The organism is Pseudoalteromonas undina, assembly GCF_000238275.3.
In the GTDB taxonomy this organism is placed as follows: domain Bacteria; phylum Pseudomonadota; class Gammaproteobacteria; order Enterobacterales; family Alteromonadaceae; genus Pseudoalteromonas; species Pseudoalteromonas undina.
This window is the reverse complement of the sequence record NZ_AHCF03000003.1, coordinates 238,819-264,031: the sequence shown is the minus strand read 5'-3', so window position 1 is coordinate 264,031 and position 25,213 is coordinate 238,819. Positions and strand designations below refer to the sequence as shown.

General features: G+C 40.5%; 26 protein-coding genes and 1 riboswitch. Of the genes, 9 read left to right on the top strand and 17 right to left on the bottom strand.

The genetic code is table 11. The annotated features are described in order from the left end of the window. Positions 1-76: 76 nt before the first annotated feature. On the bottom strand, positions 77-805 hold the full coding sequence (gene dsbC / locus PUND_RS04795) for a bifunctional protein-disulfide isomerase/oxidoreductase DsbC (protein ID WP_010391520.1): 729 nt from the start codon (positions 803-805) through the stop codon (positions 77-79). A 72-nt stretch (positions 806-877) separates the two neighbouring features. Then, complete coding sequence (gene xerD / locus PUND_RS04790) at positions 878-1,804, bottom strand: site-specific tyrosine recombinase XerD (RefSeq protein ID WP_010391521.1); 927 nt, start codon at positions 1,802-1,804, stop codon at positions 878-880. 105 nt (positions 1,805-1,909) lie between these two features. Here xerD and fldB point away from each other — a divergent pair, with 105 nt between their 5' ends. After that, positions 1,910-2,431 carry a flavodoxin FldB gene (gene fldB / locus PUND_RS04785; protein ID WP_008467792.1) on the top strand — a complete coding sequence of 174 codons (522 nt, stop codon included), beginning with the start codon at positions 1,910-1,912 and terminating at the stop codon, positions 2,429-2,431. Positions 2,432-2,481: 50 nt separating this feature from the next. Here fldB and PUND_RS04780 read toward each other — a convergent pair whose 3' ends face one another. The 3 genes from PUND_RS04780 to PUND_RS04770 form a co-directional block, all read right to left on the bottom strand. Beyond that, complete coding sequence (locus PUND_RS04780) at positions 2,482-2,928, bottom strand: DUF2147 domain-containing protein (protein WP_010391523.1); 447 nt, start codon at positions 2,926-2,928, stop codon at positions 2,482-2,484. A gap of 175 nt (positions 2,929-3,103) precedes the next feature. Further along, the gene (locus tag PUND_RS04775; protein WP_010391526.1) at positions 3,104-5,113 is read right to left on the bottom strand and encodes an alpha-amylase; all 2,010 of its coding nucleotides are present in this window, start codon (positions 5,111-5,113) and stop codon (positions 3,104-3,106) included. A gap of 423 nt (positions 5,114-5,536) precedes the next feature. Beyond that, positions 5,537-6,235 (bottom strand): tRNA1(Val) (adenine(37)-N6)-methyltransferase, encoded by a 699-nt coding sequence (locus tag PUND_RS04770; protein ID WP_010391527.1) that lies wholly within the window; start codon positions 6,233-6,235, stop codon positions 5,537-5,539. A gap of 76 nt (positions 6,236-6,311) precedes the next feature. Between PUND_RS04770 and srmB the strand changes: the two genes are divergently transcribed. Then, complete coding sequence (srmB, locus tag PUND_RS04765; protein ID WP_010391528.1) at positions 6,312-7,538, top strand: ATP-dependent RNA helicase SrmB; 1,227 nt, start codon at positions 6,312-6,314, stop codon at positions 7,536-7,538. Between the two features lie 238 nt (positions 7,539-7,776). Then, positions 7,777-8,097, top strand: coding sequence for a BON domain-containing protein (locus tag PUND_RS04760; RefSeq protein WP_010391530.1), 321 nt, complete (start codon positions 7,777-7,779; stop codon positions 8,095-8,097). A gap of 447 nt (positions 8,098-8,544) precedes the next feature. Here PUND_RS04760 and PUND_RS04755 read toward each other — a convergent pair whose 3' ends face one another. Together PUND_RS04755 and yaaA are read right to left on the bottom strand one after the other, a co-directional pair. Then, entirely contained in the window at positions 8,545-9,501 is a 957-nt protein-coding gene (locus PUND_RS04755) for a mechanosensitive ion channel family protein (protein WP_010391531.1), read from the bottom strand. A 119-nt stretch (positions 9,502-9,620) separates the two neighbouring features. Further along, positions 9,621-10,400 carry a peroxide stress protein YaaA gene (yaaA, locus tag PUND_RS04750; RefSeq protein ID WP_010391532.1) on the bottom strand — a complete coding sequence of 260 codons (780 nt, stop codon included), beginning with the start codon at positions 10,398-10,400 and terminating at the stop codon, positions 9,621-9,623. Between the two features lie 218 nt (positions 10,401-10,618). Here yaaA and tal point away from each other — a divergent pair, with 218 nt between their 5' ends. Further along, positions 10,619-11,569, top strand: a complete 951-nt coding sequence (gene tal, locus PUND_RS04745; protein WP_008110647.1) for a transaldolase — start codon at positions 10,619-10,621, stop codon at positions 11,567-11,569. A 226-nt stretch (positions 11,570-11,795) separates the two neighbouring features. Beyond that, positions 11,796-11,984, top strand: a complete 189-nt coding sequence (locus PUND_RS04740; protein ID WP_008110646.1) for a DUF3545 family protein — start codon at positions 11,796-11,798, stop codon at positions 11,982-11,984. Between the two features lie 59 nt (positions 11,985-12,043). Here the strand turns inward: PUND_RS04740 and ung are convergent, their stop codons facing one another. The 8 genes from ung to PUND_RS04700 form a co-directional block, all read right to left on the bottom strand. After that, the gene (gene ung / locus PUND_RS04735) at positions 12,044-12,706 is read right to left on the bottom strand and encodes a uracil-DNA glycosylase (RefSeq protein WP_010391534.1); all 663 of its coding nucleotides are present in this window, start codon (positions 12,704-12,706) and stop codon (positions 12,044-12,046) included. Then, positions 12,703-13,551 (bottom strand): cobalamin-binding protein, encoded by an 849-nt coding sequence (locus PUND_RS04730; protein ID WP_010391536.1) that lies wholly within the window; start codon positions 13,549-13,551, stop codon positions 12,703-12,705. The genes ung and PUND_RS04730 overlap by 4 nt, the downstream gene beginning before the upstream one ends. Continuing rightward, positions 13,551-14,150 (bottom strand): cob(I)yrinic acid a,c-diamide adenosyltransferase, encoded by a 600-nt coding sequence (gene cobO / locus PUND_RS04725; RefSeq protein WP_010391538.1) that lies wholly within the window; start codon positions 14,148-14,150, stop codon positions 13,551-13,553. The genes PUND_RS04730 and cobO overlap by 1 nt, the downstream gene beginning before the upstream one ends. Then, positions 14,143-15,624, bottom strand: coding sequence for a cobyric acid synthase (locus PUND_RS04720; RefSeq protein WP_010391539.1), 1,482 nt, complete (start codon positions 15,622-15,624; stop codon positions 14,143-14,145). Before PUND_RS04720 ends, cobO begins: the two co-directional genes overlap by 8 nt. Then, positions 15,624-16,634: a FecCD family ABC transporter permease gene (locus PUND_RS04715; protein ID WP_010391540.1), complete on the bottom strand. Its 1,011-nt coding sequence runs from the start codon at positions 16,632-16,634 to the stop codon at positions 15,624-15,626. The genes PUND_RS04720 and PUND_RS04715 overlap by 1 nt, the downstream gene beginning before the upstream one ends. A gap of 1 nt (position 16,635) precedes the next feature. Then, positions 16,636-17,448, bottom strand: coding sequence for an ABC transporter ATP-binding protein (locus tag PUND_RS04710; protein WP_010391541.1), 813 nt, complete (start codon positions 17,446-17,448; stop codon positions 16,636-16,638). Positions 17,449-17,522: 74 nt separating this feature from the next. Then, positions 17,523-17,660: riboswitch (cobalamin riboswitch) on the bottom strand. Positions 17,661-17,709: 49 nt separating this feature from the next. Continuing rightward, on the bottom strand, positions 17,710-18,639 hold the full coding sequence (locus PUND_RS04705) for a porin (RefSeq protein ID WP_010391543.1): 930 nt from the start codon (positions 18,637-18,639) through the stop codon (positions 17,710-17,712). Positions 18,640-18,802: 163 nt separating this feature from the next. After that, entirely contained in the window at positions 18,803-19,672 is an 870-nt protein-coding gene (locus PUND_RS04700; RefSeq protein WP_008467766.1) for a LysR family transcriptional regulator, read from the bottom strand. Positions 19,673-19,761: 89 nt separating this feature from the next. On the opposite strand from PUND_RS04700, the gene PUND_RS04695 reads away from it, so the two are divergent. Together PUND_RS04695 and PUND_RS04690 are read left to right on the top strand one after the other, a co-directional pair. Next, positions 19,762-20,136 (top strand): MaoP family protein, encoded by a 375-nt coding sequence (locus tag PUND_RS04695; RefSeq protein ID WP_010391544.1) that lies wholly within the window; start codon positions 19,762-19,764, stop codon positions 20,134-20,136. 85 nt (positions 20,137-20,221) lie between these two features. After that, positions 20,222-21,454: a GGDEF domain-containing response regulator gene (locus PUND_RS04690; RefSeq protein WP_010391545.1), complete on the top strand. Its 1,233-nt coding sequence runs from the start codon at positions 20,222-20,224 to the stop codon at positions 21,452-21,454. A 3-nt stretch (positions 21,455-21,457) separates the two neighbouring features. On the opposite strand, the gene rarD is transcribed toward PUND_RS04690, so the two are convergent. Together rarD and PUND_RS04680 are read right to left on the bottom strand one after the other, a co-directional pair. After that, positions 21,458-22,378 (bottom strand): EamA family transporter RarD, encoded by a 921-nt coding sequence (gene rarD, locus PUND_RS04685; protein ID WP_008467760.1) that lies wholly within the window; start codon positions 22,376-22,378, stop codon positions 21,458-21,460. A 51-nt stretch (positions 22,379-22,429) separates the two neighbouring features. Continuing rightward, entirely contained in the window at positions 22,430-22,885 is a 456-nt protein-coding gene (locus tag PUND_RS04680; RefSeq protein ID WP_008467759.1) for a thioesterase family protein, read from the bottom strand. A gap of 143 nt (positions 22,886-23,028) precedes the next feature. Here PUND_RS04680 and recQ point away from each other — a divergent pair, with 143 nt between their 5' ends. Then, positions 23,029-24,852, top strand: coding sequence for a DNA helicase RecQ (gene recQ / locus PUND_RS04675; RefSeq protein WP_010391548.1), 1,824 nt, complete (start codon positions 23,029-23,031; stop codon positions 24,850-24,852). Between the two features lie 7 nt (positions 24,853-24,859). Further along, positions 24,860-25,144: a DUF3630 family protein gene (locus tag PUND_RS04670; protein ID WP_010391549.1), complete on the top strand. Its 285-nt coding sequence runs from the start codon at positions 24,860-24,862 to the stop codon at positions 25,142-25,144. Positions 25,145-25,213 lie beyond the last annotated feature (69 nt).

Sequence of the window (25,213 nt, the reverse complement as noted above, 5' to 3'; positions counted from 1 at the left end):
TTAACTTATGATATTCATAACAAAAAGACAAAAAAAGGCCATAAAGGCCTTTTTAAACAGGTACTCAGGTTTTTAATTAACCTGCTTTGTTGGCCTCAAGCGCAGCGCTTAATGCGGCAGCTGGTTGGTAGCCTGGGATCATCGTGCCATCTTCTAAAATAATAGCCGGTGTACCACTAATACCAAAGCTTTGCCCTAATTGGTAATGCTCTGCAACGGGTGCGCTACAGTCTTTTACAATTTGTGTATCTGCACCAGATTTAGCTTCAGTAAGTGCTTCTTGCTGATCTTTAGCACACCACACATTCATTAAATCAGCATAACCTGATCCTTGCAGGCCGCCACGTGGAAATGCTAGGTATTTAACCGTAATACCCGACTCAAGTAAGTCATCAAGCTCACGGTGTAATTTACGACAGTAACCACAGCTAATATCAGTAAACACGGTAATGCTGTGTTTTTCTTCTGGCGCTTTATACACAATCATTGAATCTTCGTATTCTTTTAACCCTGATTGACGCACACCGTTAAGTGCTTGCTCAGTTAAATTACTACGGTTGTTTAAATCGATTAGCGTACCTTGCATTAAAAACTGACCGTCAGGGCTTGCATACAGCACCCCTTTATTGGTGATCAATTCTTTTAAGCCCGCAACCGGACTTGGGTTAATTTGTTTAACAGTTACTCCTAGCGCGGCAAATTTTGTCACGATAGGATCATTGGCATCGGGTGTTACTGCAACACCATTAGCAAAAGCGCTCAAACTAGTGCACAACATGGCACCTGCTAACATTAATTTTTTCATAACGGGTTCTCTATCCTAAAAATACTTATCTTATCGTGTCTATATGACCGGCTTAGTGACAAAAAAATTCGCTTAAGCACGAGGATGATGCTCAGCATGCACCGATTTTAATCGCTCATTCGCTACATGCGTATAAATTTGGGTAGTTGATAGGTCGCTGTGGCCAAGCATCATCTGCACCACACGCAAGTCAGCCCCATGATTTAATAAATGCGTTGCAAATGCATGTCGCAAGGTGTGAGGTGATAACGGCGACTCAACGGATGCCAAAATAGCATAGTGTTTAATCCGATGCCAAAAAGTTTGTCGTGTCATGCCCACCCCACGTTTAGAGGGAAATACAAAATCGGTGGCATGTTTTATCATTTGTGCTCGCCCAAGCTTTAAAAATTGCTCCAGCCAATACATAGCCTCTTCACCTAAAGGCACTAATCGCTCTTTATTTCCTTTACCTTTTACAAACACCACAGCTTGGCGCAAATTTATTTGCTCCATTCTCAGCCCTACCAGCTCAGTTACCCGCAAACCCGTTGCATACAATAGCTCGAGCATGGCTTTGTCGCGCAGCCCCATTGGCTCTTCAATATTGGGGGCACTTAATAGCGCCTCTACTTCAGCCTCAGAAAGCGTTTTTGGTAACGACTGCCCCGCTTTAGGCTGAGCAATATTAACCATAGGTGAGTCGCTAATTATTTTTTCGCGTACAAAGTACAGATAAAAACGTTTTAATGCACTAATACTGCGTGCAGTACTGCGTGGTTTTAACCCCAAATCAACACGGTGCGCTAAGTAACTTTCAACGTCGAGGCTGGTTACCGTCATTAAGTTTTCGCCTTTTAAAAATTGGCAAAACTTATCTAAGTCACTGCGATAAGCGCTCAGTGTGTTTTCACTTACGCCTTGCTCTAAATAGAGGCTATCAAGAAAGGTTTCTAAAAAGTCGCTATTGCTGCTTAGCTCATTATTTTGTTCAGGTAAATCGTCAGATAGCGTTGTCACGTTGTGATCTCATGTTGGTAATACCACGGGAGAAGGTATCAATTAAAAATACCTTACGGTAAACTTGAGCCTATCATAACAGGCAATTACACAGTGATAAATACGATGCAGATTGGTTTATTTTTTGGTTCTACTACCTGCTATACAGAAATGGCGGCAGAAAAAATACGAGATATTATTGGCGCCGACATTGTCAGCTTACATAATATTAAAGACGAGCCGCTTAAAAACGCTGAGCAATATGACTTTATCATTTTTGGTATTTCTACGTGGGACTTTGGCGAAATTCAAGAAGATTGGGAATCAAAGTGGGACGACATAAAAGACGTTGACCTAAATGGTAAAACCATTGCCTTATTTGGGATGGGCGATCAGCAAGGGTATGGCCAGTGGTTTCAAGACGCATTAGGCATGCTTCATGATGAAATAAATGCCCAAGCCATTACTCAACTTGGCTTTTGGCCTAACGACAGTAATTACGAATTTGAAGCCTCTAAAGCCCTTACCGAAGACGGTAAACAATTTGTTGGTTTAGCCCTTGATGAAGATAGTCAGTACGAGCTAAGCGACGAACGTATTGCCACCTGGGTAGAACAGGTGATGACAGAGTACGCTGAAACCCTGTAACTGTGCACTCTTGCAAAAAGCGCTGCTATGCAGCGCTTTTTAATATTTAACTACTCTACTTTTAACCAGTATTGGTTACGGTAAAAAAAGCCCACATAACCACGCACTTCAAGTTTTTCGCCATTTTGCTGCGGTGTTAAACGCACGCTGTAGGTTTTACCGTTATTTGGGTCGAGTATTTCACCGTCTTCCCAACTACCGTCACCTGCATAAGTTACGTTTTCAATAATGGTCATGCCTAGCATCGGCTGATTCTTTTTATCACCACCACACTCGCTGCAAAGCGCATCTTGCTTATTTTTATTGAGTATTGTTTCAATTTTGCCAGTCAGTACCCCATCTTGTTCAGTAATGCGTACATAAGACTTTGCTTCTTTGGTGTCTTCATTAATGGTTTTCCAAAGCCCTACAGGACTCATGTTTGCATGCGCACTATGGCTTATAAATAAAGCTGCAGCGAGAGTGCTTAGCAAAGTTAGTTTATTGAAGTTTTTCATTGAGTTGCTTTGATTTTAAATAGCGAATAAAACAATAATACCAGCTGATTTATAAACACACTATGAAATTACATAGCTAATTAGGTGCATGTAAAAAATAAAAACCAAGTGCCTTTAACACACTTGGTTTTTAAATAATAATCACGTTTTAAAGTACATGATTAAAAGTGCATATTTAAAAGTCACGCACCTCTACACTTGAGCTATTAAATTCAAACATATTAATTTTGCCGCACTGGGCCATATGGTTAGTGCTTGCATATGGGATGCTTGCTTGATTTATATCGCCCTCCCACTCTGGGCCATTTTTTATAAATGCTTTGAGTTCAAACCAGCCGTTAACGGCTTTACTGCAATCCATATCAACATCAAGCATCCAGTAGTGTTCGCCCCATATGTTAAGTGCTGTAACGCCAAAACCATCATTATCTACCGTTTTTTGCGCCCCGAATTCACTAGGCCATATATTAGTAGTCCAATCCATCGCGGTACCCTGCGCCTCACTGCTTTGACCTTGCTCAATACCATACCAATCTAGGTAATTATCGTTTGCTTTCCAAGGCAAAGTGGTGTTGTTTTTTAAATTGTTGTGACGAATAGGCATGGCACATTCAACGTTCGTTGTTTGGCAGTTTCTACCAAGGTTTGCATTGGCATAAGTGTGATCTATTCCACCACGAACAAACATATCTTGTCCGCTTTGTGTTAGCGCATTGATAAAAACAACGGTTCTTTGCCAATCACCGCCGTTATTAGGGAGCGAGCCTTGTAGTACTTTAGCATTTTTATGAATAGCCATGGCATCCCATGGCGCCACATTTAAATTAATCGTGCCGTTACTATTAACTGTAATAACCTCACTACTACAGCTTTTAGCATCACCCGAAAGCTCACCTTTTAATACGTTACAGTACTGCCCAGCAGCCATATCTGTTTGAACTGTTGCATTTAAAGTTGAGTCTTCTTTATTAATTGCCATATGGCCTGAGCTACCTCGCCCAAATGCAATCTGGTTATTGGTGTTATCCCACCAGTTGGTTACAACCCAGTTATCGGCAGTGTTATTTCTAAAATCAACACCACCAGCAATGTACGACCAACGATGCTCACACTTCCATTTGCTTGCAAAACATTCCAAGTTACCATTGTTGTGCACTGGCACACTTGGCCCACCTGCATCGGTATCACCATGAAAGTCATAACTCGACATGACTTTTGGGTACCCATACGGATACGCCAACATAAAGACGTTAGCTAGGTCGTATAAACGGCCATCTTCAAAAGTAATTACATTACCCGCACCACCATGCCCACGTTGGTTATCATGGTTATCAACAAATACCACAGCTGATGAACTTGGCATAAAACCCCAACCTTCACCAAAATTACTTAGCCACGCAAGCGAGCCATTTCTAAATGTATTACCAAGCTGTGTACTGTATTTAAACTCAGTAACTAAACCTGTACTTAAATACTCTGAGGCATCTACCGCTTCAGTACCTTGAACTATCACCTCATGAAAAACCACTGGCGAGCCATTTATTTTTGCCATTAAACTTTGAATATCACTTGCAGCAACATGCTTAGCAGCATCAAACCTAAAGCCTTTAACTCCTAAGGCTTGTAAGTCATTAATATATGCCGCTAACGTATTTTGCACATAAGTTGAAGCGGTATTTAAATCGGCAAGCCCTACCAGCTCGCAATGTTGCACACGATAGCGATTATTACCGTAATCCTCAGGGTTAATTGAACAGCTTTGGTGAAAATCTTGTGGGCTGTAAATAGGATATTGTTTATTACCAAAGTTATTACCGTCGGTACCAGTACCATTACCTGCAGCCATATGGTTTATTAGGGTATCAACATATATATCTACGCCTGCCGAATTACATCGATTAACCATATCTATAAACTGCGTCCGGTTCCCGCCACGGCTTTGCAGTTGGTAGCTCACAGGTTGGTAGCGAGTCCACCATTGATTACCTGTAATATGCTCGTTAGGCGGAGATACCTGTACAGCAGCATATCCTTTGGGCCCTAAAAACTGTTCACATTCTTGAGCTATATCTTGCCAGTTCCATTCAAATAGATGCACAAATGTTGTAGGTGCAGCCATAGCTAAGCTTGGTAAAGTTAAGCCAAGGCTCAATCCTGCAGTGGTGATTATTTTATTCAGCTTCATAGTGTGTGTTCCAAGTGTTGAGCGAGTTAAACAACATACTCGACGTTATTTACAAGTGGTTAACACTAGTCTGGTGATTGATTAAATAAAAACTGAATACGTATGCATAATGGGTAAATTATCCTTTTTTACTAGGGCGTGTTGATCATTGCGGATTGAAGTTTGTTCAACCTAGGGGCGATTAAATCGCGGCGCGAGGTGTGTAACCTAGCGGGCTAAGTAAAAACCGAGCAACAAAGAGTTTATCGTCCCGAGAAAGAACCCAGAGGGCAGCGCATGTTTGGTATTTATGCTGCGTTATCGCCTATTTATGGGGAATAACCACACTACATAGGCTCTGCCTTGCCTAAAAACCAAACATACTGCTGCAAATCCAACCATCAAAGATCAACACGCCCTAAATAACCAAGCTCAACAAATAGCTTACATCTTTAAATAAAATGCTTTGCAAAGCCCGACATAATCAGCTGTGTAGGTGTTGTTTTCATCTTTTATGCAAAGCACTGATTGCTCTAATTCTGTTTTGATTGAGCTAAAGCGCATTAAGCTGCGGCTGAACACTTTACTCGGTGTGGTTTTTACTTGGCAATGCGCGCTTAAATACAGCCCTTGCTGCTGCGCCAAGGTTATAAATAACTGTGCCTCTTCACTAGGCAGAATTAAATTAAAACGTGCTTGCTTATGCGTTAAGCGTTTAAACGCAGCAATCAGTTCTGCAAAGCTTAAACCATCGGTATGGCGAGCGGCATTGCGTGCTGCATTATCACTTTTTAAACTGTGATTAAAATAAGGTGGATTAGATATAACGCAATCAAATTTAGTCTCAGCCGCAAACTGCTGTACACACTGGTGATAAATGCTAATGTCTGGCCAAGGGCTTTGCTGGCAATTTTGTACAGCTTGCTGGTAGGCGGCCTTATCAACCTCAACCGCACTCACCTTTAAATCTGGCACTCGCTGTTTACACATTAACGCCAACAACCCCGTACCTGTGCCAATATCTAATAACGAACTTGCACCGCTTAAATCAGCCCATGCTCCAAGTAAAATACCATCGGTAGATACCTTCATGGCGCACTGGTCGTGCTCAACCTTAAATTGTTTAAATGCAAAACCAGACATTTTTTCACCTTTTCATTCACCAAGTAGGTTTAAGTGCGTATAATTAACGGCAATTGTCCCCTATTTTTGACACTCTATGCAATTTTCTGAATTTGATCTTGATAATAAGCTACTCAATGCTATCAATAAAATGGGTTTTGAAACCCCTACTAGCATTCAACAACAAGCCATTCCTGAGGCGTTGCAAGGGCGTGATATTTTAGCGTCTGCACCAACAGGTACGGGTAAAACGGCGGCATTTTTAATTCCAGCAATTCAATATTTAATGGATTTCCCGCGTCGTGACCCGGGCTTTGCACGGGTATTAATTATGACCCCAACTCGCGAGCTTGCTTATCAAATTCATGAACAATGTGAGTTACTTGCAAAACAAACCCACTTAAAAATTGGGGTGGTTACCGGCGGTATTAATTACGGTACACACAAAGAAATTTTTGAAAATAATAACGACATTTTAATCGCCACACCTGGGCGTTTAATGGAGTATTTGGAAACTGAAAACTTCCACGCAGAAAACGTAGAAATGCTCATTCTTGATGAAGCCGACCGCATGCTCGACATGGGCTTTCGTAAAGAAATGCTGCGTATTTGTGATGAAGCTAAAAACCGTCGTCAGTGCTTTTTATTCTCAGCTACTCTTGAAGGTGACAGCGTAGAATTATTTGCAGAGCGTATTTTAAACGACCCAGCTCTGCTTGAAGCCGAATCATCACGCAAAGAAAAAGCTAAAATACATCAATGGGTTCATTTAGCCGACGATTATCATCATAAACTTGAGCTATTAGTTAACACCTTAAACGGCCCTGATGTTAGTAAAGCGATTGTGTTTGTAAAAACTCGTGAGCGCCTTGAAACCCTTATTGGTGAACTAACCAATAACGGCGTTAAAGCTGCGTGGCTACGTGGTGAAATGCCACAAGATAAACGCATGAAAGCGATGGAAAATTTCCACAGTGGCAAAACCCGCATTTTAGTCGCGACCGATGTCGCCGCGCGTGGTATTGATGTAGCTGATATAAGCCACGTAATTAACTTTGATATGCCTCGCACTGCAGATGTTTACGTACACCGTATTGGCCGTACAGGCCGCGCGGGTAAAAAAGGCATAGCGATTTCACTAATTGAAGCGCACGATATTGGCATCCTTTACAAAGTAGAACGTTACATAGAACAGAAGCTAAAACGCCGTGTATTTAAAGGATTAGAGCCAAAACATAAAGAAGCTAAGCCACCAGTTAAAAAGCGTAAAGATCCAGTAAAAATGAAAGCGAAGAAAAAAGCCAAAGCTAAAAAGAAAAAATAGCTTTAGCTTTAATACATTTGATTGAGCCGACGTTTGTCGGCTTTTTTGTGGCTTAAAAACAGTGAGTAAGCAATTCAGAGTAATATGTAAAAACTACTTAGCTGAATAACTACTTAATAAAATATCCAATTATTTCAAATGGTTAATTTTGGAATAAAACTTGTAACCCAAGCTAGTGTATGAGTATTAAAACGCCGAGTATCGGCGCTGCTTTTTCAAAAACACTAAGGATATAGTTATGAGTCGCATTAAATTTACTATCGGTTTTATTTCGTTTTGTTGTTTATTTTTATTAGTCTCTGCTTTTAAAGTTAGTGCAGCAACGCATTTAGCAGTAGTAAGTAGTGTGGCCACACAACCTAATTTACAACAATCTATTACTCATGAGTTACGTACTAATCCAAATTTAGAATTAGAAAATTTGAACGTACAGGTCGAAAATGGCGACGTTGAACTTAATGGCAAAGCTAGTAACGGTTTTGAACGTGCTCTTGCACAAAAATTTTTAGAAAATATGGATGGAGTTAAAGTAATTCGCAACAAAATTAGTGTTATTTAATACACCTCCTTCTTAACTTATTCTTCAGCGCTGCTTGCTTCTCCAACACAAGCGGCGCTTTTTATGGCCTTCACAATATAAATTCAATACAGACATAATCCCAATCCAGTTTAAATAGCTTGATTAAAAGCCTTTTCGTTTACGCACCAATCGCGACGCTCATTGCAGCTACTTATACCATTGAATCCTTTATTACTCACAGACACTTACTATATAGGGCTTGCATCAAGCTTGAGCACAAATTCGATTAATTAAGTAATCTATTTTGAGATGAGAAACCTTATCGATATAGTTTTCTAATTAAGACGCTTTAACTTAGTTAACGCAAGGCTTTAATTACTTCAGATCATCAATTAATTATTATAAAAAAGCGCGTTTTACTTTGTAAAAACGCGCTGATAGTCAGTAACTATTTCCCAATGCTTTTACCATCGGGTTTTAAATTATTTATTTACCTTGGCTTGCATCAGTATTATTGTCACCCTCTTTGTTTGCTGACTGCTGACTTATTTTATCGCTTATCATGGCATCGAGTTTTTCACCGCCCTTAATACCAAAATCCAACGTACGAATAGGAAACGGAATACTTATATCAGCAGCATCGAGTGCTTGCTTTACTGCCACAACACCTTTGTGACGCACCGTCATAAAATCGGGCTCACCAGGGTATTTAATCCAAAACCATACCAGTAAGTTTATACTGCTATCACCAAAGCCTTCTGCGTACACCGCGGTCTCATTTTTGCGGATCACAAAGTCGAATTGATTAATTTTTTCGACAATAACTTCACTGGCTTTTTCTATATCATCAGCGTAAGAAATACCTACAGGTACCTCTATTCTTCTGACCCCTAAAGTGCTGTAATTACGCAGTACATTTCTAAATAGTATTTTATTAGGAACCAGTATCAACTGCCCGTAAAAGCTCTCTATTAGTGTGTTGCGCAAGTTTATTGAATGCACTGAACCAAATACGTTATCGGTCTCGATAACATCACCCGCTTTGAACGGTTTACGAATACCCATAGCAATACCCGCAATTAGGTTTTCGGTCATATCTTGAAAAGCAAAACCAATGGCGAGACCAACAATACCTGCACCCGCAAGCAGTGACGTAACGGTACTTTTTAAGCCCATAAAATCAAGGGCAATAAAGACCCCAACACTCAGAACAATAACTTTAAAAATGGAGGCCATTAAGTCGGCAATTTGAGTTGAATCGAGCGAGCGACGTAATACTTTTTTCATTCCTTTGCCTGCAAGGCGGGCAATGAATGAAAATATAATCGCAATAATCACCGCGACTATAAAGTTAGGGATATGACTTATAACAACATCAAACCAACCGCCGAGCTTCTCTTCTATAAGTTTTTCGGCTTCTGTAATTGAGGGAATTGAGAGCATTTATTTTATACCTTAGTTTCTATTAATAACCTAAGGTTTGCAAAAATAGCGCCAGTATAAAAAAAGCCATGCAGTGCATAGCTTTTTGGGTATGTGTTTAGCTGCAAATAGCGCTAAATTTAGCTTTGCTCTTCGCGCAAAAATACCGGTTCAAGTTCTTTAGTGGTTGCCTCTGAGCTAAAGTAATAACCGGCCACGGTAAACTCTTTAAGCTGACTTAACTGCGTGACTTGGTTTTCGATAAGGTAACGCGCCATCATACCGCGCGCTTTTTTAGCGTAAAAGCTAATCACTTTATATTGGCCGTTTTTACAGTCTTTAAAATGTGGCGTAATAATTTGTGCGTTAAGCGATTTTTTATCTACCGCTTTAAAGTATTCGTTAGACGCTAAATTAACTAAGTATTGTGCATCTTGCGCCGCTAAAACGTCGTTAAGTTTATTAGCAATAATACTGCCCCAAAACTCATATAGGTTTTTACCACGGCTGTTTTCAAGCTTTGTACCCATTTCTAGGCGGTAGGCTTGCATTAAATCAAGTGGTTTTAATAATCCGTATAAACCCGAGAGTATACGTAAATGCTCTTGAGCATAATCAAGTTGCTTAGCCGTTAGGGTGTCGGCATCTAAACCGCCATATACATCGCCATTAAAGGCAAGCACAGCCTGTTTAGCATTACTCGTAGTAAACGGTTGCGCCCACTCACTAAAACGTGCTGCATTAAGGCCCGCGAGCTTATCGCTAATTTTCATTAAACTGCCAATCTGCGCAGGAGTTAGTTCACGGCATACTTTCATGAGCGCTTCGCTGTGCTCAAGTAATTCAGGTTGAGTGAACTTATCTGTTGCGGGTGGCGTGTCGTAATCAAGATTCTTTGCTGGTGAAATAACAGTGATCATAGTTAGCTATTGACTTGTAAATTATTTAATGTCAATTTCAACATTAAATGAGACGAAAAGCACGTTTTGTTTAAAATTATCCTACCTAAAACTCAACCGTTACCGTTTTTTCATTGATAAGGACATAAGACCTATCAAGCATTGTCACACTGTTGCAGTATAGCTATATTAAGGTAGTTTAGATTTTCTTTTAACTTGCTTGGAATGAGGAAAAGCAAATGACTAGCGCTCTACAAAGGCTTAAACAACATTCTTCTATCGTGGCCGACACGGGCGATATAGAAGCCATAAAAAAACATCAACCTGAAGATGCGACTACCAATCCATCGCTGCTTTTAAAAGCGAGCGAGATTGAAGCTTACAAACCTTATCTAGATAAAGCATGGCAATACGCTAAAGAAACCGAGCAACAGCCTGCAAAACAACTAGAGCTGGCTTGTGACTATTTTGCAGTGTTACTCGGTAAAGAAATTAGCGAAATTGTTCCGGGTTATATTTCTACTGAGGTTGATGCACGTTTATCATTTGATACCCAAGCAACAATTAATAAAGCACATACTTTACTAAGCCTTTACGAGAAAGAAGGTGTAAGCAAAGACAAGATTTTAATTAAAGTTGCCTCTACTTGGGAAGGCATTAAAGCCGCAGAACAGTTAGAAAAAGAAGGCACTAAATGTAACTTAACGCTTTTATTTAGTGATGCTCAAGCTCGTGCCTGTGCTGATGCAAACGTATTTTTAATTTCGCCATTTGTTGGCAGAATTTTAGATTGGCACGTAGCAAACGGTATGGAAAAACCAACCGACCCGCTACAAGATCCTGGCGTACAATCGGTGCGTAGTATTTTTGAGTTTTACAAACGTCACGATTACAAAACGGTTGTTATGGGCGCAAGCTTTCGTAACACCGGTGAAATTATTGCCCTTACAGGCTGCGATAAGCTAACAATTAGTCCTAATCTTTTAGAAGAGCTAGGTAATTTAGAAGACGCACAAGAGTACTTACTAGAGAGCGACATTGCTAAAGAGCCAAAACCAGAGCCACTTAGCGAAGCACAGTTCCGTTGGTTACATAACCAAGATGCTATGGCCACTGAGAAACTAGCTGAAGGTATTCGCTCATTTGCAGATGCGCAAGAGCAACTAGAGGCACGCTTTAAAGCGATGTAACTAACAGCTGTTTAATGAGTTAAGAAACGTCGCTTTTAGCGGCGTTTTTTTATGTCTGCGATTTACTTTAAATACTCGACTTGTCCCCATTTACGTTCTTTTTGTATTGATCTTCATCAAAATACCACCCATCAGTAACAGTTTCGTCACATTTATATTCTATTTTATTAATAGCTGTGGTATAGATACTGCCGAGGTTCAAAAAGTGGTCAATAGGAGATAATCAATGGATAGCCTAAACGAAATAATAGAGATATTAGAAGGTTCTGATACATCGAAAAAAACCTCTCAAAAAAATAAAAAAAGAAAATGGCGCGAAATAGAAGCAATAAAAGATAAGCAACGTTTGCGCAAAGAACTACAGGAGCTCGACTATTTTGCTGATAGTATTGCTATTGATGAATTAGAGTTTTAATCAACAACAGCAACTAAAAAGGCTTTCATTTATGAAAGCCTTTTTTAATACCAATTACCCTATACTTGCCAATTAATGGGCTGCGCTCCTTGCGCTATTAACAGTTCATTGGTTTTTGAAAAGTGCTGACAGCCAAAAAAGCCGCGATGCGCTGAAAGCGGTGAAGGGTGCGGTCCAGACAATACATGATGGCGCTGGCGATCAATGCTTTTACCTTTTTTTTGTGCATGTGCGCCCCACAAAATAAACACCACTCCTTGGCAATGCTCATTTATATGAGTAATTACGTTATCGGTAAATTGCTCCCAACCTAAATGTTTATGGGAATGGGCTTGGCCTTGCTCTACTGTTAATACGGTATTAAGCAAAAACACGCCTTGATCTGCCCAGCTTTGTAAATAGCCATGCTCTGGCGTAATAAAACCATTAATGTCAGTCACTAACTCTTTATAAATATTTTTAAGTGAAGGCGGGAGCTTTTTAACTTCAGGCAATACAGAAAAACACAAGCCATGCGCTTGCCCTTCTCCATGGTAAGGGTCTTGGCCTAATATAACCACTTTAATATCGCTAAGTGGAGTTGCATCAAATGCACTAAACACCTGCGGTTCTGGTGGATACACAGCAATACCGTTTGATCGTTTATTCGCAACATATTCAAGGGTTTGCTGCATATATGCTTGGCTAAGTTCGTGATTTAAAAAAGATGACCAGTTGCTCATAATTGACTCTTAATAAGTTCTCTAGATACCTCAATTTTGTCACACATTTGTGCTAACCCATCAAGCATTCTAGGGGAAAAACGATGTAATAAATCCGCGTTAACACTAATAAATTGCTCATATTTAACCGCCGGAATTTCAGGCCATTGCTGCCAATTAACTGTAGGTATTACCCGTTTTGATTTTTCATCAGGAATAATAATAACTTGTGGCTTAGTCACTATCACGTTTTCAATGCTGATTTGTGGGTAATCTGTGTCGCTGTCGGCAAATACATTGGTTACTTGGCAGGTTTCGATTAACTGATTTATCCAGGTATTTTTTGATACCGTCATCATAGGCTCTGGCCACAGCTGATAAAACCCAGTAAGCATGGTTTTATTATGCTGCGCGGCTTTAATTGCGTTGAGCTTAACTGTAAATGCCTCAGCTACTTTTTTACTTTGCTCAATATGACCGGTTAATTGACCTAATTTTAGTATTTCCTTAGCTACGCCTTCAATAGAGCGTGGATTACTTAAATGCAATTCAATCCCTAGTCGCTTAATTTGTGCTAAATCTTCTGCCTGATTACCGCTTTTCCACGCAATGACCATGTCAGGCTTGAGCATGAGTAACTTTTCGATAGAAATGCCATTATAGCCGCCGATACGCTCAATTTTAGTCGCCTCTTGTGGGTAATCTGCGTAATCCAGCGTGCCCACTATTAGATCACCCGCCCCAATAGCATATAAATTTTCGACTATGTGTGGTGCCAAAGCCACAATACGAAGCGGCTTGTCGGCTAATACTTGAGGTACATAAACAGCAAACAATAACAGCCCAAGAATAATGCGTTTTAACATTAGTAATCAAAGCCTTTTAGTGCTTTTACGCCCGACTCAAACGCATGCTTTACATTACGCACTTCACTTACGGTATCGGCCAGCTCAATTAAGGTACGGTGCGCAGCACGGCCAGTAATAATTACCGATTGCATTGCAGGTCGGTTGTTAATTGCAGCAACCACTTCCTCAAGGTCGATATAGCCATAGGTCACCATATAGGTGAGCTCATCGAGTAATACCACATCGATACTGCTGTCGCTTAGCATCCGCTTTGACTCTTGCCATGTTGCTTGTGCTGCCGCAGTATCGGCCTCTTTATTTTGCGTATCCCAAGTAAAACCTGTGTTCATAACAGCAAATTCAACTCCAGCACCTTGTAGTAAATTACGCTCACCACATTCCCATGTACCTTTAATGAACTGACATACCGCGGCCTTTTTACCATGGCCAACACAGCGTGCAACCACACCAAAACCAGAGGTTGATTTACCTTTGCCATTACCAGTAATAACCTGAAAAATGCCTTTTTCTTGCTGTGCCGCTGCTACTCGAGCATCAACTTGTTCTTTTACTTTTTGCTGGCGCTGTTGGTGCTTGTCGTTTGTTGATTCAGTCATTGTTATGTCCTTGGTAAATTTTAATAATTTGTTCAATGTTTAAATGTGTTTGGCACATTTCAGCGAGGCGTTCTAGCTGGCGCTCGCGATGTTCATTGATGCTGATAGCACTAATTTCACTGTCTGGTTTTAGCCACTTTAATAGCAGTTCTGTAGCGGCTGCGTTGTCAAATAAGCCATGTAAATAAGTACCAGCAATAGCATTATCATCACTAATAAAACCATCAGTTTCAAAGCCATTTGGGTGTTTGTTAAAGCGAATAAGTGGTTTGTTGAGCGCTTGACCTTTACTGATCCCAGCATGTATTTCGTAACCCTGACAAGCAACCTGCTGCTGGTTTAAATTGAGTATTGCATTTACTTGGCTTAGCACTTTTTGCTCACCCAATAACGTATCAAAATCGCTAAGCGCTAACCCAGCTATTTGCCCTAATGATGATTCCACCGCATTAGGGTCACAAATCGTATTACCTAGCATTTGCATACCGCCGCAAATACCCAATACTTTGCCACCATAGCGTAAATGGCGTTTTATTTGCTGATCCCAGCCTTCATTTTTTAAAAATACCAAATCGCTAAGTACATTTTTACTGCCAGGCACAATAATTAAATCAACATCAGGAATTGTTTGAGTATGGCGCACATAGGTTATATTTATATGTGGGTGTAATCGCAGTGCATCAAAATCGGTATGGTTACTAATATGAGGCACTAGCAGCACCGCAATATTAATGCTGGCTTCGGTCACATTATTATCTATGGCAACGGCATCTTCGGCATCAAGTGCTAAATCGTGTAGGTAGGGTAACACCCCTAACACAGGTTTACCTGTGTACTCTTCAAGCCAATCTAACCCGCCTTGTAATAGGCTAATGTCACCACGAAAACGATTAATCACAAAGCCTTTTACCCGTGCTTGCTCTGATTCGCTTAATAGCGCCAAAGTCCCTACTAAGTGAGCAAACACACCCCCTTTATCAATATCAGCAATAATAATAACCGGGCAATCGACCTTTTCGGCGTAGCCCATATTGGCGATATCGTTTGCGCGTAAGTTAATTTCAGCTGGGCTACCAGCCCCTTCAACCAACAATAAGTCAAAGCGTTTAGCTAAACGATTATGCGAGGTTAATACCGCTTCCATAGCCACTTTTTTATAGTCATGGTAAGAGTCGGCTTCCATATTGCTGATAGCCCTACCATGAATAATAACTTGCGCGCCGGTATCACTATTGGGTTTGAGTAATATCGGGTTAAAGTCTATTTCAGGTGCTACTTTTGCTGCAACGGCTTGTAATGCTTGGGCTCTACCAATTTCACCGCCATCGTGAGTTACGGCACTATTAAGCGCCATGTTTTGCGGTTTAAACGGCGCAACATTAACACCTTGATTGGCAAACACTCTGCAAAGCGCTGCAACTAAGGTGCTTTTACCCGCATCTGAGGTAGTGCCTTGTACCATTAGTGTTTTCATTATTGAACCACCAGCTGGCGCTTACGAAAATACAATATACTTAAAAAGAATAGACTGCCGATAGCCGCCGTGATCACCCCGATTGGCAACTCTTGATTACTTAATAGTGAGCGAGCGAGCACATCGACCCACACCATAAATATTCCCCCGACTAACCCGGTCATTAATAATCCAACGCGGCTACCTTGAGAGATAAAAAAGCGCACTATGTGTGGCACCATCAAGCCAACAAAACCAATACCACCACAGTTGGCAACTAACACGGCCGTGATCAACGAGCTTAAAATAAGCATTAAAATTCTAAAACGATGTACTCTTACGCCAAGCGTTGTCGCACTTTCATCGCCTAACAACATGGCATTAAGCTGGCGCCTAAAACCCAACATGATTATTGTACAAACTATAATGACTAAGACAGGTAACAGCAGCGACTGCCACTGTGCTTTAGCAAAACTACCTAAAGTCCAAAATAAAATAGCCGCGACCGCTTGTGGATCGCTCCAATAAAGTAGCAAACTAGTAAAAGCACTAAATAAAAATGATAGGGCTACCCCCGCCAATAACATCGATTCAACTTGGGCATTACGCTGGCTGCCAGCAATTAAAATTAATAATCCCATCGCCACTAAACTACCGGTTAATGCCGCCCCAGATAGCGCTATACCCGCCCCAGCTCCCACAAAAGACATTAGTATAACCACACCTAATGAAGCGCCGGACGAAATACCAAATAAATAAGGATCTGCTAAGGGGTTACGGGTGACTGTTTGTAGTATTAAACCTGCAATCGCTAAGCCACTCCCAGCTAAAAAAGCCAGTAAAGTACGTGGCATTCTTAATTCAATAATAATACGGCTGGTAAATGAAGCCTCGTTTGAAAAGGTTAAGCTTTGGTAAACATCAGCGAGCGACGTGGGTGCCGCACCAAAACTCAGTGCAATAAATAAACTTAATAGTGCGCATAGTAGCGCAGCGATTAATGCAACGGTATGGTTAGAAAAAACCGTCATATTATTGGTATCCATAATAATAAGTAATATAAGGAATAGCCTCACCCGAAGCTGCTGATTGAGGGTGAGTGCTCACTTGTGCACAAACGCCAAACACCTCATCCAGCATCTGCTCAGTGACCACTTTATTTGGCTTACCTGCATCAACAACTTTTCCATTTTTAATAACCACTAACTCATCACACATAGCAGCAGCTAAATTTAAGTCATGAAATGACGCAAATACCGTGATCCCTAGAGATTTAGCCAGCTCCATCAGTTGAATTTGATATTTCACATCAAGGTGACTAGTTGGTTCATCCATAATAAGAAGTTGCGGTTGCTGCACAATAGCGCGGGCAATAAAGGCTCGTTGCTTTTCACCGCCAGATAGCGAATCAAATAATTGAGTACTATGAGATTCAAGCCCCACATGGCTAATAGCCTGAGCTATTTTTTGTTTATCTGCTTGGGTGGTCGAACTGAATAGCGTTTTATGTGGCGTAAGCCCTAGAGCCACAACATCGAATAACGAGAGGTTAAATTGCGACGGTGTTTCTTGTAGCACAACGGCAACTTGCTTGGCGTAGTCTTCGCTTTTTAGTTGCCAAATATCGGTGTTATTAAATTTAACCTCTCCCGCTGACGGCTGATTAAATCGATACAAGCAACGCAGTAAACTCGATTTTCCCGCACCATTAGGACCAATTAAGCCAACAAACTTGCCACGCTCAATACTCAAATTAATTTGCTCAAGGATTAAGGTGTTACCCACTCGCCAAGAGACATTATTAACGGTTAGAAGTGCAGTTTTTTTAGCGGTTTGAGTGTGCAAAAAATTATCCTAGGCAGGGAAAACCCACACTCAGTACCACAAGTACCAAAAAGAAAATGAGTTAACCCGCTCGTTATATGAAGTTTTAAGGCACTTGTATCTGACTTACAGTAAAACTGATTACAGTTACGGGTATAGTTGAGGAGTTTCACCTCATTCCAAATGCTTGGCTATTATGCGCAGATAAGTAAATAATTTAAAGCAAAAAAAACCGCACTCAGCTGAGTGCGGTTAAAAGGGAGTGTTTTAACTGAGGTTTAGTTAAAACTTATATTCCATACCTAAACCTAGGTAATCTTGGTCAACGTTGTTGTCCATATCAAAACTTGAGTAAAAGCCAAACACCTTAAGATTTTTGTTTAGCTTGTGATCAACACCTACCGATACTGCACTTTTATCATCGCTGTCATCAAAATCCATTGTTTGATATTGCACTTTAAAAGTGTTGCTACCCATTAGGTAAGCTGCATTCACTAAGTAACCGTCAGCTTCAGCGCTACCGTCTACTTTTTCTTGTGTTTGGTACATTGCACCAAGTCTAAAGTCTTCAATTTTACCTTGAACTGTTGCACGTACTACGTCGTAACCATTTACTTCACTATCAGCAGCAACAGCAGCATATACAGCGCTCTTTTTAAGGCCAGCATCACCATAAGTTAACGCCACTGAGTAACCATTTTTGGCATCTTTATCATCTTCTGCAATAAATGAAGCTAATACTTTAAAGCCTTCATATGAGTTTGAAGCGTAAGATACTGAGTTACCTAAGCGGTTTTCACCTTTAAAAGTGTTTTTAATATCACCTTCAAGGTCATTAAATAAATCAAGTTTACCTTGCGCCTGCTTTAGCGCTGTATCGTTACGGCCTATTACTACCTGACCAAATGAACCTTTAAAACCTACATATTGATTACGTGCTGAAATATTATCTTTATCGCCTTTTGAGTCAGCATCCGACACATCAACCTGAAATTCAAACTTATAAACAGCTTCTAAACCGTCTGAAATTTTTTCAGACCCTTTAAGTCCGAAACGAGATGCATTACTTTTAATTTCAGTAAACGACCCTTCACCATCGTCAGATGATTGAACGGTTACATTCGCTTTACCGTAAATGTCTACTTCTGCAAGCGCATTAAAAGATAAACCACTAAGTAAGGCTAAGCATAAGCTCGATTTTGCAAATTTCATGTTATTTCCTCGATAATCACAATAGACTAATTTTTAAAACAGCAGCAGTGTGTCACCACTAAATGACAAAAATATTACAAAGGACACATTTTTGTCTTTTTAAGTTAATAAAACTGCATTAAATCTGAAATCAAAATAACATCTAAAATATACCGCTTAACGACTACTTACTTTGTTTCAATAAACTCGGTGTCATTTGCGACAGCAAATTAACCAGAGTTTCTATTAACTCTTTCTGTTCGTTATCTCTATGATAGGCAACAAATACATCTCTTGACGTATTTTCTACCCCTTTTACATGAAAAAGTTCGCCTTTTTCTAAATGATCTTTAACTAATACCTGTGGAATAAACGCACTACCGCCACATTGCAGTATTAAATCAAGCGCTATACGTCCGGTACTGGTTCTAAAATAAGGCGGCGTTTTACCGGTAAATTGACGGGCATGCCAAAGAGAAAACGTAGTTCCCCAATCAACATAAACATATTGATTATCAAAAAAGTTATCGCCTGTTGCGGTGTCGTAGCCACTAACCGGAATAATAGGTAGTTCACAAATTCGTTCAACAACGAGTTCGTCTACTTTTGGTGGATCAAATAAAATGGCTAGATCAAGGGTGCGCTCTAATAGTAATCGAGTGCTCTCTTGTTGTGCTTTTACCTCTGCCACCAAAGATACACCGGGCATAGCCGATACTATATTTGTAATACCAAACTGTAAAAACGCATCCCAAATATTAGGAGTCCCAGCCAAGCTGATTTGCTTATGCATATTATCTGCAAGTGCAACATCCACTTTGGCCCTTTGCATTCCAGTAATAATCATTTGAGCATGCGGCAACAAGCGCTCACCAGGGGCGGTGAGTTGAATATTATTGCGCTGGCGAATAAATAAATTTACGCCTAAGCCCTGCTCTAATTGACGAATTCGAAAACTCACTGCAGACTGCGTTATGTATAGGTTTTCTGCCGCTTTACCAAAATGGCGAGTACGCACCACTTCAACAAATGTTTTTAATAAATCTATGTCCAATTTTTTATCCTCACGATAAAAATTTTTTGTTTAAAAAAATAGCGATTATGTACCATACTCCAGCTAATAATTGGTATGAGGGTACAGCTATGAGCAATGATATTTCACTACTTCGTCAAGCATTTGTTAGTCAACGTCAGTTTTATGATGATCAAAACTTTCCACGCGGATTTAGTCGCAGCGGACACTTTACCCTGTTAGAGGCAAGTATTTTAGAACAGCACGGTGTTGTTTTAAAAAGCTTGTATAACAAAGCAGTTGAGCCACAAAACGAACATCAGCAACAATTTGTAAATGCGGTTAGTGGCATAGTAGAGCCAAGCAACCCCATAGAGCGAGCATGGGTTAAATACTTAAAGTTAACAACCTGCAAAACAAAATTTCATACATTATTTGGTCGCTCAAAAATTTCAGGGCCAACACCAATCAGTCAAGATTATTACTCTGAGGCAGACAATCTATAAGTCATTACAATAGTTGCTTTTTGGCGTTTTAGCAGTTACAACTTGTATAAGCAAACATTTTTGCAAAATTTAAACAGGCTGCCACGTGACGCACAGAATACTTATTGTTGAAGACACCCCCACTATTGCGCGAGTGCAAAAGCATATCGCGCAAAAAATTGGCTATGAAGTTGATATTGCCCAGTCGCTGGCTGAGACTAAAGAGCTAATAAGTAAACATGCTTATTTTTGCGCAGTCGTTGATTTTATATTGCCTGATGCCCCGCAAGGGGAAGCGGTTCCCTGCACGATTGCAGCAGATATCCCTACCATTGTTATGACTGGCAATATCGATAATCAAACTCGCGACACCGTCGAAAAGTACCCTATTATTGATTACATTATCAAAGGCAATAAACAAGCTTACGAATATTTAGAAAAGCAGCTTTATCGCCTACCTCGCAATAAGCAAGTTAAAGTACTGGTTGTTGATGACTCAGCGTCTACACGCCAATATATTTGTAATTTATTAACACGTCATAAATACCAAATATTACAAGCAGCCGATGGCCTAGAGGCACTTAAAGAGCTTGAAAATACCCCTGACATCTCTGTGATTATCATAGATAAAGAAATGCCTAATATGGGCGGTATTGAGCTGTGTAATGAAATTAGGCGCATTTATAGTAATGACGAAAAAGCTATTATTGGTATCTCAGGCGCTACATCGTCTAATTTGTCTGCCTTATTTTTAAAAAATGGGGCAAATGACTACTTGTATAAACCTTTTAATAGTGAAGAATTTTACTGCAGGTTAAGCCAAAACGTCGATATGCTAGAGCATATCGAAACTATAAAGCGCCAAGCCAATACTGACTATTTAACTAAACTCCCTAATCGCCGTTACTTTTTTGAAGAGGCTAATAAGTCATTAAAGCAGTTTAAAAAAGCAAAAGCACCAGCCATGTTAGCTATGCTTGATATTGACCATTTTAAAGCTATTAATGATACCTATGGCCATGATGCCGGAGATGAAGTGCTTAAAGGGCTTGCGATATGCTTTAATAAATATTTTGAAAACCAATTGGTTGCCCGTTTAGGCGGAGAAGAATTCGCGGTATTTTTTACTGAGCTAACCGAACAGGAAGCGCTAAAACGACTAGAGAGCTTCAGGCTTTTTATTGAGCTTAACAGTCATGAATTCAGTCAAGCAAACATCAAGTTTACGTTATCGATAGGCTTCAGCCACAGTGAAACCTATCAAATTGACGAACTATTAAAACAAGCCGACTTAAAGCTCTACAAAGCCAAAGAGTCGGGTCGTAATAAAGTGGTTTAGTTTTTAAACCACACCAGAGGCTACAATGGCCGCTTTTCTGCGTTTTCGCGATTGATGGTATGAGTCCCAACTAAAAATAGCCAGTGCACTCCAAATACACGCAAAGGTAATTACGCGCTCAGCATCAAACACCTCACCATAAAATACCACCGCTAAAATAAACATTAGGCTAGGCCCTATATACTGAAAAAACCCTAACGTTGTATATTGCAAACGCTTAGCCGCGCCGGTAAAACACAGCAGTGGCAGCGTAGTTACTATGCCCGCGCTCACCAATAATACATTGGTTAGCCAATCATTCCCTGGTAAATTTGACGTTTCAGTCGGTACCATTAGCCACCAATAGGTAAGCGCCACGGGTAACAATATTAATGCCTCAATTAAAATCCCAGGCAGAGCATCAACTTGTAGCTTTTTACGTAATAGGCCATATAGTGCGAAAGATGTTGCTAATGAAAACGCTACCACGGGGAATGAGCCAAAACTAATTAGCTGTAACAGCACGCCTGTAAAAGCTAAAGCAACAGCAGCACCTTGCAACTTACGTAATCGCTCGTTTAAAAACACCATACCAAGCAACACATTTAATAGAGGATTAATGTAGTAACCTAGGCTGGCATCCAACATGTGATTGTTATTGATGGCCCAAATAAACAATCCCCAGTTAAACCCTAGTAAGGTCGAGGTAACAACTAACATCAAAATAAGTTTAGGTTGGATTAAAATGCGTTTAATTTTATCCCAGTAGCTGAGCACACTCACCACCACAATAAGAAACACCACTGACCAAATAACACGGTGCATTAAAATTTCAAATGCTGACACATGTTGGATCATCTTAAAATAAATGGGTGCGAGGCCCCACATAAAAAAAGCGAGGCAGGCAAAAATAGCGCCCTTTCGCTGCTCGGTATCAATCGACATAGTAACCACTTGGTGATTTAAAAGGCCGTCAGTTTACCCCCCTCTCACTTTTTAGCCAACTAAATACGTGCCCGTTCCAAAAGCAATTTGTACTGACTGCTCATTGTGTAACTCCATTCGGCACACACATACTTTATTTCCTGAGCGAATCAGCTTAGCGCTAGCAATAAAAACCTCGCCTTTGCCTGGGCGTAAATAGTCGGTGCGTAAATCTATAGTCCCCAGTGTGGCTAGCCTTTTATGTACACTGGGTAAATCTGCATCGTCTAGTTTTCCGATCACACTGGCAGCAGCAAGCATTCCACCGACATTATCAAGTACCGCCGAAATAACTCCGCCATGGAGAATTTTTTGCGCGGGGTTGCCTATTAATACATCTTGCCAAGGAAAGGAGATTTTAGCTTGTTCAGTACTAAGTGACTCCACCGCTATTTTTAAAAATTGGTTAAAAGGCATATTATTAACAAACAACGCCCCAACTTGTTCAATCAACATTTCTTTATTCATTATTATTCTCTATGTTTTAAGGTGGTACGATGAGTAAAGCACAACTTAAAGCTGTTGTAACCTCCTCGATTATCATTACCGATGTTTACACCAAATAATGAAAGCTAAAGACATCCTGATAAAAAACCACTAAAATAGCGCCGATGAATACACTAACTCCCTCTCCAAATACGCTGGTGCGTAAACCTGAAACTGTACTCAAACAAGTGTTTGGCTACAGCGAATTTCGCGACGGTCAAAGTGCAGTAATTGATGCTGCGATTAACGGCCAAGACTCGTTAGTATTATTGCCTACCGGTGGTGGTAAATCGGTGTGTTACCAAATACCCGCACTAGTATTAGAGGGGGTAACTATTGTTATCTCTCCGCTCATTTCTTTAATGCAAGATCAAGTAACTCAGTTACAAGCTCTAGGCGTAAAAGCCGCTTATATAAATAACAGCTTAGCCCGTGAAGAACAGCAGTTAGTCTATCAGCAGTTGCATCAGGGGCTAATAAAATTACTTTATGTTGCCCCAGAGAAAGTACTACAAAGGGAATTTTTAGAGCGCTTATCGCATTTAAATGTCAGTTTGTTTGCTATTGATGAAGCACACTGTGTTTCTCATTGGGGACATGACTTTAGACCTCACTATTTTAGGTTAAATGAATTAAAGCAACGCTTTACACATGTACCTATGATGGCACTCACTGCCACCGCTGATAAAGCCACCCGCTTTGATATTGTTGAGCAACTCAAGCTACAGCAGCCTTATATTCATACCGGCAGCTTTGACCGCCCTAATATTCGTTACACCATAGAAGAGAAATTTAAACCTATGGTGCAATTACTGCGCTATTTGAAAGAGCAAAAAAGTCAAAGTGGCATTATTTATTGCACCAGCCGCAAGCGGGTTGATGATATTGCTGAAAAGCTTGCCGATGCAGGCCTTAATGCGGCTGCTTATCATGCGGGAATGAGTAACGAACAGCGTCAATTTGTGCAAACTGGATTTGCCCGCGACGATATTCAAATTGTGGTTGCCACCGTTGCCTTTGGTATGGGAATTAACAAGCCTAACGTACGTTTTGTATTACATTACGACATTCCAAAAAGTATTGAAGCGTATTATCAGGAAACCGGTCGCGCTGGACGTGATGGACTCGCTGCAGAAGCCATTATGTATTTTGACCCCGCTGATATAGGTCGGGTTAGACGCTTTTTTGAAGATATTGACGATGAACAACGCCGTCGTGTAGAAGAGCAGCGTTTTAATGCCATGGCCAGTTTTGCCGAAGCACAGACTTGCAGACGTCAAATATTATTAAACTACTTTAGTGAATACCAACGAGAGCCGTGCGGTAACTGCGATATTTGCTTAAATCCACCAAAAAGCTTTGATGGCACACTGGTGGCCCAACAAGCTCTTTCGTGTGTGTATCGGGCACAGCAACGATTTGGTTTAGGTTACATTGTAGAGTTATTACGCGGCGCAAATACCAGCCGCATTCGTGATAACAACCATCATGAACTCAGCACCTATGGCATAGGTAAAGATAAAAGCAGTGAGTTTTGGCTCAGTATTTTACGCCAACTTATTCACCAAGGGCTACTAAGCCAAGATATAACCCAAGGCGCATCACTACGGCTTACCGAAGCTGCACGCGCTATTTTAAAGAGTGAGTATGCGCTACAACTGGCTGAACCACGCCTACAAGCTAAGCACGTTTATCAGGATAAATTAGCGCAGTTTAATTACGATAAAAAGTTATTTGCTCGCCTACGTGCATTACGTAAAGAATTAGCCGATGCCGATGACGTACCCCCTTATGTAGTATTTAACGATAAAACGCTGGCCGAAATGGCGCAGCTTATGCCTACCAACGACAGTGAATTTTTAAAAGTGTCGGGGGTTGGTTTTACTAAATTAAACAAATATGGCGGTGAGTTTTTAACCGCAATTCGACATTATCTAGCAACGCAATAAGCCCCTTATGACCGAACTTGAATACGATCACACACATCAATGCATTATTGTTAAACCAACAGAGTTGCCGCACGATGAAGACTTTGAGTTGTGGGGAACGTTTTTTTTGCACAGCGATGAAATTAGCATTAGTGAATTTGCAGCTGGGGCTGATCGTCACCAACTGCGTTTTAACTATGCTAACCACACTTTTAATTTAAATTTTGAGCATTACAGTCAAAGTGTGTGGATTAACGGCGAAGGTCAAGATGCCGACAACCTATTGGCAGCGTTAACATTTTATTTAAGCTAAGGCCACGTCTATTTATCGCTAATACCTTATAATTGCTATAAAAAATAAACTAAATTGGCACTTTTACTT